General features: G+C 67.5%; 13 protein-coding genes. 6 read left to right on the plus strand and 7 right to left on the minus strand.

All coding sequences use genetic code 11. The features are described from left to right. Nucleotides 1-7: 7 nt before the first annotated feature. From FHU30_RS36380 to FHU30_RS36390, 3 genes are all read left to right on the plus strand, one after another. Nucleotides 8-967: a replication-relaxation family protein gene (locus FHU30_RS36380; RefSeq protein ID WP_253882095.1), complete on the plus strand. Its 960-nt coding sequence runs from the start codon at nt 8-10 to the stop codon at nt 965-967. Then, nucleotides 967-1,950 carry a C40 family peptidase gene (locus tag FHU30_RS36385; protein WP_253882096.1) on the plus strand — a complete coding sequence of 328 codons (984 nt, stop codon included), beginning with the start codon at nt 967-969 and terminating at the stop codon, nt 1,948-1,950. Before FHU30_RS36380 ends, FHU30_RS36385 begins: the two co-directional genes overlap by 1 nt. A 384-nt stretch (nt 1,951-2,334) precedes the next feature. Next, complete coding sequence (locus FHU30_RS36390; protein ID WP_253874741.1) at nt 2,335-3,120, plus strand: transposase family protein; 786 nt, start codon at nt 2,335-2,337, stop codon at nt 3,118-3,120. A gap of 293 nt (nt 3,121-3,413) precedes the next feature. Here the strand turns inward: FHU30_RS36390 and FHU30_RS36395 are convergent, their stop codons facing one another. Next, on the minus strand, nt 3,414-4,034 hold the full coding sequence (locus FHU30_RS36395) for a hypothetical protein (protein WP_253882097.1): 621 nt from the start codon (nt 4,032-4,034) through the stop codon (nt 3,414-3,416). A gap of 528 nt (nt 4,035-4,562) precedes the next feature. Here FHU30_RS36395 and FHU30_RS36400 point away from each other — a divergent pair. Further along, nucleotides 4,563-5,168, plus strand: a complete 606-nt coding sequence (locus FHU30_RS36400) for a hypothetical protein (RefSeq protein WP_253882098.1) — start codon at nt 4,563-4,565, stop codon at nt 5,166-5,168. A 759-nt stretch (nt 5,169-5,927) separates the two neighbouring features. Here the strand turns inward: FHU30_RS36400 and FHU30_RS36405 are convergent. The 6 genes from FHU30_RS36405 to FHU30_RS36430 all read right to left on the minus strand — a co-directional run bounded on the left by FHU30_RS36405 (nt 5,928) and on the right by FHU30_RS36430 (nt 12,106). Further along, complete coding sequence (locus FHU30_RS36405; protein WP_253882099.1) at nt 5,928-7,163, minus strand: hypothetical protein; 1,236 nt, start codon at nt 7,161-7,163, stop codon at nt 5,928-5,930. Between the two features lie 621 nt (nt 7,164-7,784). Beyond that, on the minus strand, nt 7,785-9,380 hold the full coding sequence (locus FHU30_RS36410) for an AfsR/SARP family transcriptional regulator (RefSeq protein ID WP_253882100.1): 1,596 nt from the start codon (nt 9,378-9,380) through the stop codon (nt 7,785-7,787). Between the two features lie 895 nt (nt 9,381-10,275). Beyond that, nucleotides 10,276-10,701: an ATP-binding protein gene (locus tag FHU30_RS36415; RefSeq protein ID WP_253882101.1), complete on the minus strand. Its 426-nt coding sequence runs from the start codon at nt 10,699-10,701 to the stop codon at nt 10,276-10,278. Between the two features lie 220 nt (nt 10,702-10,921). Then, nucleotides 10,922-11,392 carry an ATP-binding protein gene (locus tag FHU30_RS36420; protein WP_253882102.1) on the minus strand — a complete coding sequence of 157 codons (471 nt, stop codon included), beginning with the start codon at nt 11,390-11,392 and terminating at the stop codon, nt 10,922-10,924. 177 nt (nt 11,393-11,569) lie between these two features. Beyond that, nucleotides 11,570-11,773 carry a hypothetical protein gene (locus FHU30_RS36425; protein ID WP_253882103.1) on the minus strand — a complete coding sequence of 68 codons (204 nt, stop codon included), beginning with the start codon at nt 11,771-11,773 and terminating at the stop codon, nt 11,570-11,572. 96 nt (nt 11,774-11,869) lie between these two features. Then, nucleotides 11,870-12,106: a hypothetical protein gene (locus tag FHU30_RS36430; protein WP_253882104.1), complete on the minus strand. Its 237-nt coding sequence runs from the start codon at nt 12,104-12,106 to the stop codon at nt 11,870-11,872. Nucleotides 12,107-12,507: 401 nt separating this feature from the next. Between FHU30_RS36430 and FHU30_RS36435 the strand changes: the two genes are divergently transcribed. Continuing rightward, nucleotides 12,508-13,368 (plus strand): helix-turn-helix domain-containing protein, encoded by an 861-nt coding sequence (locus FHU30_RS36435; protein WP_253882105.1) that lies wholly within the window; start codon nt 12,508-12,510, stop codon nt 13,366-13,368. Nucleotides 13,369-13,373: 5 nt separating this feature from the next. Further along, the gene (locus FHU30_RS36440; protein ID WP_253882106.1) at nt 13,374-13,586 is read left to right on the plus strand and encodes a DUF397 domain-containing protein; all 213 of its coding nucleotides are present in this window, start codon (nt 13,374-13,376) and stop codon (nt 13,584-13,586) included. Nucleotides 13,587-13,618 lie beyond the last annotated feature (32 nt).

The raw sequence follows: 13,618 nt of genomic DNA on the forward strand, positions 1-13,618 counted from the left end.
CGAGAACATGAACCCCAGGATCAAGATCCGCGAGCGTCGCGTCCGTCGCGGGACACGGCCGCGCCTGTCTCCAGACCTCATCGCCCGACTATCCACCCGCATCACCGACCGCGACCGCGCCATCCTGGACTTGGTGTGGGAACACCGGGTGTTCACCACCAACCAACTCGCCGCGATCTACTTCCCGACCATCAACAAGGCCCGCCACCGGCTGACCGAACTGCACCGACTGACCGCGCTGGAATACTTCCGGCCCTGGACCCCGATCGGCAGCGCTCCCAACCACTGGGTGCTCGGCCCTGCAGGTGCGCACGTGGTCGCCGCTGGGCGCGGCGTACCCGTAGAAGACCTCGGATACCGCCGCGACAGGGCTCTGGGCATCGTGATGTCCAGCAAGCTCGGCCACCAGCTCGGCATCAACGAGTTCTTCACACAGCTCCGCGCTCATGCCCGCAACAGCGCAGGCCGAGCCGAGCTGCGTGAATGGTGGCCTGAAGGGCACTGCAGCGACCTATGGGGCGACCTGATCCAGCCCGACGCCTTCGGACGATGGCGCGAGCTGAAGCAGCCGCTCCGGCTTCCCGCAGAGCCGAGCGAACCCGTTCAGGATGCCCCAGTCGAGTTCGACTTCTTCCTTGAACACGACACTGGCACCGAGACGCACAAGCAGTTGGCCGACAAGCTCCACGGATACGCGGAACTCGCCGACAGCAGCAAGATCACCACCCCCGTCCTGTTTTCGCTGCCCAGCCCGCGCCGGGAAGCCAACTTCCGCAAGTACCTGGGCACTCCACCAGTACCGGTCGCCACCGCCGTCCACACCTCGGCCTGCACACCGCAAGGCCCGGCTGGACCGATCTGGCTCCCGGTCGGGCTGACCCGCCCACGCCGCACGCTCATCGAGCTGGCCGAGGTGTGGCGAGGCTACGACGATCGCCGCGACCCCACCTTGACCGACACCGTCTGATGCCGCTGTTGCTCACCGCCGGGGCCGGGCTGCTCGGCCTGGTCCTGGTCGCGATGCTCGGCGCGCTCGGCGTCACCCTGGGCACCGCCGACAACGGCGGTGCCCAGGGGTGTCAGGGCCTGCCGGGGCGGGCCGCCGCCAGCATCCCGGCCACCTATCTCGCGCTGTACATCAAGGCGGGAGCGAAGTACGGGGTGCCGTGGAGCGTGCTCGCGGCGGTGGGGAAAGCAGAGTCCGACCACGGGCGAGGCCCCGGCTCGGGAATCCGGTCGGGAACCAACGCGGTCGGCGCGGCCGGGCCGATGCAGTTCCTGCCCTCCACATGGAACAGCTTCGGTGTGGACGGCGACGCAGACGGCACGCGCGACGTCTACAACCCCGCCGACGCGATCTTCAGCGCCGCCAACTACCTCCGCCACAACGGCGCACCCGAGCGCATGCGGCAGGCGTTGTTCGCCTACAACCACGACCAGAACTACGTCACCGGCATCCTCGCCCAAGCCGCCGCCTACGCCCAAGACGCCGACCCGTCGGCGTGCGCGGCCGGGCCGCTCGGGCCGGTCTCGGGGCGGGCGGGCGTCGCGGTGCGGGCGGCGTTGCGGTGGCTCGGCACCCCCTACTCCTGGGGTGGCGGCGGCCCAGGAGGGCCAAGCCGGGGCTCTGGCCGCGGCGCAGGCACCGTCGGCTTCGACTGCTCCTCACTCATGCTCTACGCCTGGCACCAAGCCGGACTCGCCCTCCCCCGCACCTCACAAGAACAGTGGACCGCACTCCCGCACGTCCCACCCGGGCGCGAACAACCAGGAGACCTGGCCTTCTTCGCCGGGGCCGGCGGCACGCAGCAGGCCCCCGGGCATGTGGGGATGGTGATCGGCGGCGGGCGGATGGTCGAGGCTCCCCATACCGGTGAACACGTCCGCGTGAGCAGCTATCAGGCGCGGTCGGATCTGGTGGGGTTCGGCCGGCCGAAACCTCAGCGCTGACCTTCCGATCACCGCCGCAGCGAAAGGGCGTCTGGCGCGCTCCATCCCCCCGGCATGGAGCGCGGCTGCAAGCCATGACCCTAGCGCTCACAGAACGTGACGACAGGAGAAGGGGCCAAACGATCGTGAAATTCTGAGAGTGCGCGATGAGAGTTGATGACGCGGCAAGGTTCGCGGCGCAGGTGAAGGCGGCCCAACCATTGATTGACCAGACGCCGACGGCTGTATGCCGCCCCCGAAGCAGTGAACCCATTTCATCCGCCGGTGAGGTCTCGCAGGTCACAGCATGATCGCGGGTTACGGATTCGGTCCATGAGGCAGAGAAGCCCCTGGTAGACGGGTTGATCACCACAACCACCACGTCCAGGAACCAGGGGCTTCTGCGTGCTGTTCTATCGTGCTGCCGTCGATTTGTCGCGTTCAACGCTGAACTACGTCGCTGGGCTGATTCGCCGCCGTCGCAAGGCGATCGGGTCGGTGTGGCGGCTGCTCAACCCCGGCCGGCAGGCTCTGCTGGTGCTGGTCCACCTGCGCAAAGACGAGACGTTCGCCGAGATCGCCGCGGGCTTTGAGGTGTCGGTGTCAACGGCGTGGCGGTATGTGGAGGAGACCGTGATGCTGCTGTCGGTCCGCTCACCCAAGCTCACCCAGGCGCTCGGGAAGGCCCGCCGGGACGGGCTGACCCACGTCATCTTGGACGGGACGCTCATCCACACCGACCGAGTCAAGGCCGACCGGCCCTACTTCTCTGGCAAGCACCGCGTCCACGGCATGAACATCCAGGTCATCGCGGGCCCGGACGGGACGATCCTGTGGACATCGGGGGCGCTGCCGGGCAAAGCCCACGACCTGGCCGCCGCCCGACTGTGGGGCATCCTGCGCGAGTTGGAGCGGGCCGGAATCCTCACCCTGGCCGACAAGGCCTACCAAGGCGCCGAGGCCACGGTCGTGATCACGCCCTACAAGGGCAAGAACAAGCCGGAGTCGCAGAAGCAGGCCAACCGCTCGCACGCCAAGCTGCGCGGGCCGGGCGAACGCGCGAACGCGCAGCTCAAGTCATGGCGCGTCCTGCGGAAACTGCGCTGCAGCCCGAGCAAGACCGGCCACCTCGTCAAGGCCATCGCCGTCCTCCAGAACCACCGCGCCGCTCAAGCCACCACCCGAGGATGAAATGGGTTCAGTGCTGTCCAAACGGGATCGACTCGGGAGCCGTCGACATCCATACCGGTGAGGTTGATCAATCCCACTCAAACCTCGCGCGGAGGCCGGTGCGGCTCAGACCATGTCAGAGCAGCACCGGCCGTTTGGCATCTGGAGAGCGCTGGCCTCTACTTCTTGTGGACCCCGTACCTGCGTCGAAGCCGCATCACGAGGTAGGCCAGGAAAGTGATCACCAGCACGAGGACAGCGAGAGCTATCCCCCAGTGGGTGAAGTTAAGCTCTCCGATCATGGACCGCTCTCCTTACTGACCGCGCCCCTGGAGCGAGGTGCGTCCACCGTTGGTCATACCCAGACGCAGATAGACGCTGACGGTCCCCGCGTAGTCACTGAGCTTGCCATTGAATCCCACCTGCATCCAGGTGCCGTCTTCGTTGACCTTGCCGCACCACTTCTCGTCCCACGACCAGCCCTTGGTGTGCGACTCGTCGCAGTGCGGGCCCCAGCTCACCCAGACGGTCCTCATGTTGTAGTGGAACGTCGCGGTGACCCACTGCTTGGCCGGCCCGCACCTCCAGCCCTTGCCCGTGCCGTAGTAGGGGCCGCCGAGGTAGCACATGGCAGCGGAAACGGTCCTCGACCGCACCGGCTCACCGTGAACCTTGTAGCCGAGGTACTTGGGCTTGGAGACGTTCGCGATGTAAACGGCCTTGCAGTCGCCCTTGCTGGCAGCCTTGGCCTGGGCGCCAACGAGAGCGTGGGCGACCACCTTGCAGGTCTTCGCGGGAATCCGGGTCACACCGGTGATGGTCTGCGCGCGGTCCGCGCTGGCGTCCTGCTGAGCCGCGCTAGCGCTCGGGGCGAGTGCGATGCCGAGTGCGGCAACGGCCGTTGCCGCCGGTGCCAGTTTTGCGATGCGAGACATGTGGACCTCCCAGAGTCCCTTGACCTCCGTGTCACGTTTTGTGACACGTGTGGAAAACGGAACTGAACGTAACGATCGCCACCTTCCGGGGCATCGTGGAGACCACGTGCAGGGCGATTCCGCAACCACGACATTTACCAAGATCTGACTAAGTAGTCATGGATTTTGACCTGCGCCCTTCCATGACCTGCGCTCGATTCGGAATTGCATGGCCGGTTCTAGCCACGTTTGGAGCTTGTGGCCGTAGCCCCGCAATCAGTACGCGTGCCCCCTGACCTGACAGCCAAGGTCGTCAGCACACGCTCGCTCCCCGTGAGCATCTGGCGCCAGCGAAACCGCACCCTCGGACACTGCCACTTCGTTTGGAAGGTTCGCCGTCTCGCGGCCGCGAGCTACCAGCCGGATCCGTGGCTTGTCCTTGATCCCGCAGGTGGGGGTCGATGCCGGTCCGTTCCCGTCCGGGACCGGACCACCACCGCGCGAGGCCACGCCCCGCCGCGCCACCCACCGAAAAGAGGAACCACGATCATGACCGAATCCGGTCCCGCCCACACGCACCCCACCACCCCGCCCGCCGACGACACGGGCGGCGGCATCCCCGGCGGCGCGGCCAGCACCCGGCCGGGCACCGCGTCGGGCACCGCGTCGGGCACCGCGTCGGGCACCGCGTCGAGTGTCGCGCCGGTTCCGGCCGGGCTGGCGCGGGCCGTGCACGGCCTGGTCGACGCCTACGCTCTGGCCTCCCTGATGGCGCCGGACTCCGCAGGCACCACCCTGGACCTGTACGCGGGGATGGTCGGTGTGCTGCCGTTCCGGCCCGGCCTCACCCACCCGAGTCGGGCCTGGGACGCGCGCGTCGACTGGGCCGCCCTGATCCTGTTCCCGACCACCCCGCCCCCCGTCCAGTTCCCCATCACCGAGGACCGGCTCGCCGCCGACACCGCCGCCGCCAAGGTCTACCTGTTCCCCGCAGCGGCGTTCACCGAGCACGCCTGGCACATCGGCGGCACCTTCCAGCACATCGACAACCTCGGCGCCCACGCCCCCGGCACGTTCTGGATCAACCTCGACGACGCCACCGCACGCGGCGACCTCACCCCCTTCCAGATCCCCCTTCCCGACAAGACCAGCTGACCAAGTAGAGAATCAGACTGGGTTCTCGGCGGGGCGGTCCATGCGGGCCCCCCGCCACTCTTCTGCCACCGCCACCAGCCTCCCCCGGCTCCCGCAAGCATTTCGCACCTCGCGCACCGAACCCGCCCAACCGCCTGGAACCCCAGCCGGCCCTTCACCTGCGCGGCGTGAACCTGCCTCCGGGGCGGCCCTCCACCGTGTCGGCAGTCCGAAGCATCTGGCACAGGTGCACCCCGACCATGCACCTTCGAGATCAGGGGGAACCGGCCCGGTCTGCCAGAGTTCGCCGATTCAAGATGCGTTCGCCTCACACCGGGTCACCGTGCGGACCACGGCACCACCCCCGCCCGCACCACGCCGGACGGACGGCCGGACACGACGCGCTGACATGCCCCTACGCGCCCGACCACCACCGCCGGAACGCCCGGGCTACCACCGGCCGCGCCCGCCGCCCTACGGCACTCATTGCCGCGCCACATCCGGCGCGAACGCCGTCCGGGGTGGCACGTTCCCGGGTATCGGTCCGGGCCGGTGGGGGCCGCGACGCGCCCGACGCCGACCGGTCGTCCGACGCCGCGCCCGCCAGGCGGTGGCGCACCCACGGCGGCGCCCGGACGCGAGCCATCCGTATCTCAGGCCCGGCCGCTCGCGGCGGCCGGGCCTGAGATACCGGACGCCCCGCCCCGAAATGAGTTCGGCCCCGCCACACGCCGTGGGGGCATGTGGCGGGGCCGGGCGGCCCGTGGCCGCGTCGGACCGCTAGGCGGCCGTGGTGGCGTCCGCGTCGGTCCCGGTCGCATCGGTCCCGGTCCCGGGCGCGGGCGCGGGCGCGGTGCCGGTGTTGGTGGCGGGGGCGCGGTACCGCATCGGCTTCTCACACGTCAGCACGGCCTCGCCCTGGTTGGCCATCGTGGTCAACGCGTTGGCGACCGCACCGGACGACCGGTCCAACACCCGCGCGATCTCACCCGGGGTGAACTCGATGCCGGGGTGGGCGTTCAGGTGCGCGGCCACCAGCGGACGCAACGGCGTCGGCGGCTTGCGGTCCCCGACCGCGACCGGACCACCCGACGGCACCACCCCACCGGCCGCGCGGGCACGGCGCGGGCGCGCGTGCCCGGTCGCGACCCCCAACGCACCCACCGCATCGAACACCGGCGCAAGCGCCGTACCGATCGCGGCCTGATCCGCACCGTCGGCGACCGCCGCATACGCCGCCGTCACCGCCGCCAACAGACCCGCCAACCCCTCACGCGCCGCCTCCGCCGCCCGCGCCCGCGCCAACTCCGCCTCGATCGCCGCGCGCCGCGCATCCTCCTCAGCCTGACGCCGTTCCAACTCGGCCGAAGCGGCCGCCCGCCGATCGGACTCGGCCTGCATGATCTGCATCGCGCTAGCAATCGCCTCCGGCGACAGCGCCGAACCGGGGGCCGGGGCCTCCGACATCGCCACGTCCGGGCTGTGGGTGTCCGCACCGTCCGTGGCCCCGCCGTCGGTGGCCCCGTCGTCCGTGCCGTAGGTGTCCGCGTCGTCCGTGCCGTAGGTGTCCGCGTCGTCCGTCGCGGGGCCGTCCGTCACCGCGTCAGCCGGAGGCACGTCGGACGGCAGCGCGACGGGCGCGGCGGACGCAGGCGCGAGACGCCACACATCCCCGTCACGGACGACCCGGTCCATCGCGAACATGATCTTGATCGCGTCGCGGGTGATCTTCTGCGTGGTCCCCGCCGCTTTCGCGATCACCGCGACCGTACCGCCACCCGTGGCGGACAGCGCGTCCCACACCCGCCGCCCCTCGTCGTTCAAACCGTCCGGCAACGCCGGAACGGCGGCAGGTGCGCCGGGGGCGGTCGCGGTGTTCGCGCGGGCGGGGATGGTGTTCGCGGCCATTTCAGGGCTCCTTTTTCTCTGCTGTTCCGGCGGTCGCATTTTCGCGCCGCCCGAACCGGTGTCTTTTTTCGTTCTACATTCATCATCTCTCGATAACGGCCCCACCACACCCCGAACACGCGGCGAATAGCGTCACCGGAACGGCTGGAGAGGCTTCCCTAACAAAATGCATGAGCCCCGTGATCTACGGAAACCGAACACGAAATACTTGACTGCACCATTGGAATCCTCTTCGCGAACTCCAGAACGTCCAAAACCAGCACCACCTCGACACTTGAGAGCTAGTGCGAGACTCAGACTCAACCCCGAACTACCTTGTCGCGCCCCACAGTGTGTGCCAGTGGATCTGCCGATGGCACACTCAAGTAAGTGAACGAGAGTCTTTGGTTTCGACTTTCCATAGGAGGGAACTATTCGACTAGCCATGGAAGGTGGCGTATCGACTGCCACAGCGCACGCCCACTACTAGACGTCATTACTGACGTTTCGGGGGAGCCGTCTGCACACTCAGCACTGCCGCTACCTGCAAGGACTCACCGAGTCGAGAGGGTCAGTCATAGAATGGCCCCCGAGCACTCCCCCGAACTGGCCCCCGAACGCCCCACCGGCTGCACGATACGCAAAAGGCGCGAGCCTATGCCAGGTCCTACGACGATGGACTTCGGGCACTCTTCATCAGAAGTCCACGTAAATTATGGACCACCTCATTCAGCGAGTTACCGACTCCGCCTAGCTCAGCTCGCCCATCAACCTATGGCGGAGTTGAACTATCACCGGGTCAGGCGTGAGGCCCAACACTTCCAATTCTTCGGTCAATTGGTCGAAGCAGAGCTGCACTTCCTCGTAACGGCCGAGCTCTGCATTGATCTCCATCCGACGCCTATAGATGTGCTGCAGGGTGGGATCTATCTCGCAGGCCCGTTCCAAGTGCCTGAGGGCCAGCTCGGGAGAGGGTTCGAAGGCAGCCAGTTGCGCCAGCGCCTTGACCAGCTCCCGGTCGAGTTCTCTGGACTCGATACGAGCCCAGCGTTGCGGGAATCCCTGAAGGTAGGGACCGGTGTACAGGGCCACCGCCCGGGCGAGCAAGACACGTTTACGGTCGCTATCAGCGTCTACGAGTGCCGCCTGCTTGAGAACGTCACGGAGTCTCCAGACATCGAAGGTGAGCAGTTCGACGTCGACTCTGTAGCCGCCTCCTGCGGTCTTCAGGATCGGCTGGCTGCCGGTGGGGAGCATCAGGGCCTCGCGCAGCTTGGTCCTTGCCTCCTTGAGCACGCTCTTCAGGCGCTCGGCGCTGGGGAGGTCGTCACCCCACAGCTTGTCCTCGAGCTGCTGCTTGGTGATCGCCCCAGACCGCTGTTCGGCGAGCAGCCCCAGCAGCGCCCACATGTCGTGGCATCCGCTCTCGACCGTCCCGTTCGGCCCGGCGATCTCGCAGCGACCGAGCAGGCGGACGATGCCCTGAACCTCGTCAGCCGGCACCTCACGGCGAAGTGTTCCCTCGTCGGTCCACGCCGCCGCTTCCACGCACATCCCAGTGGGCGGGTGCTCCGTGACCACCTGCATTGAGGCATTGTCCCGGTCCAGGAGATCCATCTCGGCACCGACCAGCCCGGCTCCTGCGGGACCGACAGCCTCCAGGATCTCGCCGGCGCGGCCGACCGTGAGGCTCGTCCCGTGCGGCCAATCCCCCAGCAGGACGGCTCCCACTGCCCGCTGGGACCCCAATCGCAAATCCGCTCGAAGCCGCCCCACCATCTCCGGCACCGGCTTCGCTAGGAGCACAGTAGGCAGCGCCGCCTCCTCTTCCGCACGAGCGATCAGATCACCACCGAGCACATCCAGCGCCTGGGCGAACGTGCGTGCGACTACGACCGCTGCTACCGGAACTGACGGGGCCTGCACAGACAGCGCCTGCAGATCGGCATCGACGGTGATCAGACGTAGCTGCCCTCGTTCCGCCTCTCCTATCAACCGAGCCGCCAATCCGCGCTCGGCGCTTCTGGCACCCGGACCGGTCAGTCGCAACCCGCAAGCTGCCGCCAAATCCAGAGTGATCCGCTCGTCACCACGGCGGGCCAAGAGCAACGGCAGTGGGACGGCTGCGCTCTCCGCTACGGGCGAATCCTCAGCGATCGGGTTGTTGGAGAGCGGTGCTGGAAGGCGGCGGTGCTGACGCCTCAACGTGCTCGCGCCTCCTACGACGGCAAGCCCTGAGCCATAGGCCACGAACCACAACGCCGCCAAGCCCCCAAGTGCTGCGGTGGTGATGGCCAAGACCGCCCACGCCACCGGAGAATCGCCCTCGCTCTGATGCGAGGTCATTACTTGGGTCTGCCGTGCCGACCGTTCAGCCGATGTTGGAGACACCCCTTCGCGCTTAGTTGCTGGCGAGGCAGGTTTCGGACGGGCAGGGCGCGCACGCACGGTCGGCTTTGGTGGCTCTGCAGGTTCAGCTGTATGCACGCTAGCCTCAACGGACAGCGACGGAATGCCTGGGCCCACTCGCGGGGCGCTCTCCCCCGCAGATGCTCGCGGCCGCGAGCCGGGCGGAGGCTGGCGCGTCTTGCTCGCCGTGGGGGCGTGGTGCTTGGCGGCCCCGCGGTGCTGCTGCGTCGCCTTAGATGGTCGATGCGCGGGGCGATGGTAGCCACGCACTGACTCTCCGAGGACCTTCCCGTAATCCGGCTCCTTGCCGCTGCCGAGGCTGTTCTGCTGCTCGTGGGCCAGGTTGGCGCAAAGTTTGCTCTGGTCGAACATCTGCGCCGCCGCGCCCTTGAGATCCGCGCACCCCCGGACGGGAGTGGCGTACACCGGCCCGGACAACAAGACCAGCCCGAAGGTCGCGCCGACCGGCGCGATTGCCTTGACGCCCCAGCCTCGGCGCCAGCCGCTCCCGACCGTGCTGACGAACTCTGCCACCCCAACCTCCAAGTGCCTGATGACTGACATGACCACTGATCCGGCAGCAATAGGCCGAGATCACCGCCGTTCCAGCGTTGATAAGTCGCACTTGGAAAGCATCTTGACACGCTCAGTAATGACGATCACGTGACAGAGATTCTCACCTGAGCGGCCCTCGCCTGCCCCCACGCCACAGTCCTGGAACGGGAGGCACCCCGCCGTCCCCGTCCAGGAGGACGGAAACGGCGAGGTGCTCAGACCCGGCTCTCGTACCCTTGAGCCGGGGACCAGCCTGATATCCGCAGGCTGGTCCTCGCTATGAGGCGACCGAGCGCAGCGACCCGAACGGGTCGGTCAGCGGCTTGTCCAGCTCGACCTCGACCCACACCCGGTGCCCCAGCACCGGACTACCCTCGATCCCCATCCGGTGCGCCAGCTGCGACACCGCGTACAGGCCCCGGCCGCCGGTGGCCAGCAGGTCGACCGGCTGCCGCACCGCAGGAATCCCCCGCCCGCCGTTGTCGACCACCGCGACATAAGCCGGGTCGTCGAACACCACCTCCAAGCCGAACCACCCGCCGTCCTCACCGCTGCGCGTGTGCCGGAGGGTGTTGGCGGTCAGCTCCGCGACCACGAACTTCACCACGTCCACGCACTCGGCCCCCGCGAACAACGTCGCGGCGAAATCACGCGCCGAGGCCGTCTGCTCCGGACGGCCCGAGAACGTACGCCGCCACCGCATCTCCTCCGGCCCCCACAACCAATCACCCGCCGAACCCAGCGCACACCTGTTCATCCCCATCTCTGTCCTCCTTGGTCCCTCGCCCGCCGACCGATCAACGGTCACCGATGTGCCACGGGCGAACCGACCGACATCCACCAACACCTCCGAAACCAAGGTCAAGGCGCGAGATCCAAGCCGCCCTTCTCGGCGGCAGGCCGGGTCCCTCCAATGGGGCGACCTAGACAGAGATGCCGAACGCGTCAGGCCAGGGCTTGTTCAATTCGATCTCGGCCCAGACCTTGTGACCGCGCTCGGGGTTGCCCTCGATCCCCATCCGGTGAGCGAGCTGCGCAACCATGAACAGGCCTCGGCCGCTCTCGGCAAGAAGGTCGGGCTGCCGGACGAGCGGGGTACCGGTCCCTCCGTTGTCGACCACCGCGATATACACCGGGTCGCCGTACACCAGTTCAAGGCCGAACCAGCCGCCGTCCTTGCCGCTGGCCGTGTGCCGGATGGTGTTTGCCGTCAGCTCGGCCACGATGAACTCGACCACGTCCACGCACGCCGTGCCCGCGAACAATGTCTCGGCGAACGCACGGGCCGAAGCGGTCTGCTCTGGACTCCCCGAGAACGTGCGCCGCCAGCGCATCTCCTCCTGGCCCCACAGCCAGTCGCTCGCTGGGCCCAGCGAGCATTTCCTGGCACCCATCTATCCTCCTGTTCGTTCCTCTTCTTACTGACCAATCAGTGGTCCGGACATGCCGTAGCGACCGACCGCCATCAGGCGATGGCTCAAACACCGGGGAAGCGCGGGCTTGGAACACCGCTCCGACGCGCTCAGAGAACCACGGGCTCTAGGCCACCGCTTCGCATCGAGCGAGTACGACTACGCCGGCCCGTCCTCCGACAACGGCTCTTCCTCGGACGACAGCACTTCCTCGACGCGCTGTTCAGCCAGCGCATCGATCACCTTGATCACCCCAGGCAGCAGGCCGTGTTCACGCATCGCCTCGACGTAGGCAGTCCGTGTCAGGTGAAGTGCTCTTCGGATGTCGGCGTCCGGCACCTGCAGTTGCCGGGGCTCATCCACTCCGGCCACCTCCCTGGCGCCGGGATGCCAGGCGGTGGTTTCGGGACGGCAGCGATCGACCTCTGCAGCTGCGCCTGCCTGCTGATACCAGCGCGGTCATGCCAGGTACCTCGCAAGCAGCCTCGCGGCCTCGGGTGCATGCCACGCCTGTCCGCTGCCATGCCAGAAGTAGCCCCACGCCCGTCCACCCGAATTGTGGACCTCGGTCGTCATGATGATCGTGAAGCGGCCGTTGAGCGGGTTGGCCACCCGCAGGAGCGCGCCACCTCCAAGAAGCGAGGCGCTCAACGGCGGGATCACCCGCGAGAGTTGCTCGCCCAGCTCCGAGTACATGAGCCTTCGCCGCGCGCGGAGCGCTTCCTCGTACGTGCTGGCCGAGCGGGCGGCGATCCCCGCGGCAGGCTGAAGGGTGGCCGTGGGGGTGGCGGACTTTACCGGGTGATCAGGCGGCCCGACGGCATGCAGGAGGGGAGGGGTTGAAGACGGAGCAGGCTCATTCACTGACGGCTCCCGAACGGATCAGTTGTCCTGACCTTCGACTGCGCCGGATGGCTGGCGATTCGTCACCCTGCGGCAGGCATTGAGTGTCCTGCGTCACATGATGGACCCGCACTCTCCAAAATGGAAGCTCCATTTTTGAAGTCGTCCGATTGGCCGAAGTGTGTCCGGTTACGCGCCCCCTTCTGGGATGCTGACCTCGCGAAGGGTCCCCAGCAGCGCAGACGGAGAGGCCGATGCCCGCCCTACCCGATCGCCGAAGTCCGTCCATCCGGCGCCGGCGCCTGTCCCGCGAGCTACGCAAGCTCCGCGACGAGTCCGGGCACACCGCCGAAGAGGTCTGGCGCGCCCTGGAGTGGTCACAGGGCAAGCTGAGTCGTATCGAGCAAGGCGACTGGCGACGCCCCAACCCGCGCGACGTGCGAGACCTGCTCGACTTCTACAACATCCAGGACGAGGCCAAGCGCGAAACGTTGATCGTCCTGGCCCGCGAGTCACGTGAACGCGGTTGGTGGGAGACCAGCGAGTTCGCCGACCTGTTCAGCAGCAGCCTTGCCGGTTTCGAGGCCGAGGCGAGCAGCATCTACACCTTCCAACCGCTCGTGCTGCCGGGGCTTCTCCAGACACCCGCCTACGCTCGTGAGGTCATCCGCCGCTCAATGGTGCGCGACCCGATCGAGATCGGTCGACGGGTCGAGTTCCGGATGAACCGTCAGAAGATCCTTGAACACCCTGACCCGCCGAGACTCTGGGCGATCATCGACGAGGGCACCCTCCATCGACCGTTCGGAACCCTCACCGAGTACGAGGAGCAACTCCAGAAGCTGATCGACACTGGCGACTCCGACCACGTCACCGTGCAGGTCATCCCGTTCGAGGCTGGCCTGCACCCCGGCCTGACCTACGCCTTCGCGCTCATGGACTACGAGCTGGACCCGTCGGTGGTCTACATCGAATTGGGTAGGAATGCCCTGTATCTGGAGAAGCCGGAGGATCTCCAGGACCATAGCCTGAGATTCCAGTACCTTCAGGGCGCGGCCTTGGACAAAGACGCGACCTTGGACTGGCTCACCCGCCGACTCCGCAAGCTGAAGTGAGGACCATGCACCACCGCGCCGTACACCGCTCCCCTCTCGCCGCCGCGTCGTGGCGGAAGTCGTCCTACAGCCAGGGAGAGGGAGCTGACTGCGTTGAGCTCGCCCGCGTCCCTGCGGCGCTCGGCATTCGGGACTCCAAGGATCCTGAGGGTCCGGCCCTGATCCTCAATCCTCTCGCCGCTCGCGCGCTGGCCGAGCAGATCAAGCTCAGCAATTGAACGAGTAGCGCTCTGGAGCATGGTCAGGCTCC

It is taken from the genome of Actinomadura rupiterrae, from assembly GCF_024172125.1.
GTDB lineage: Bacteria > Actinomycetota > Actinomycetes > Streptosporangiales > Streptosporangiaceae > Spirillospora > Spirillospora rupiterrae.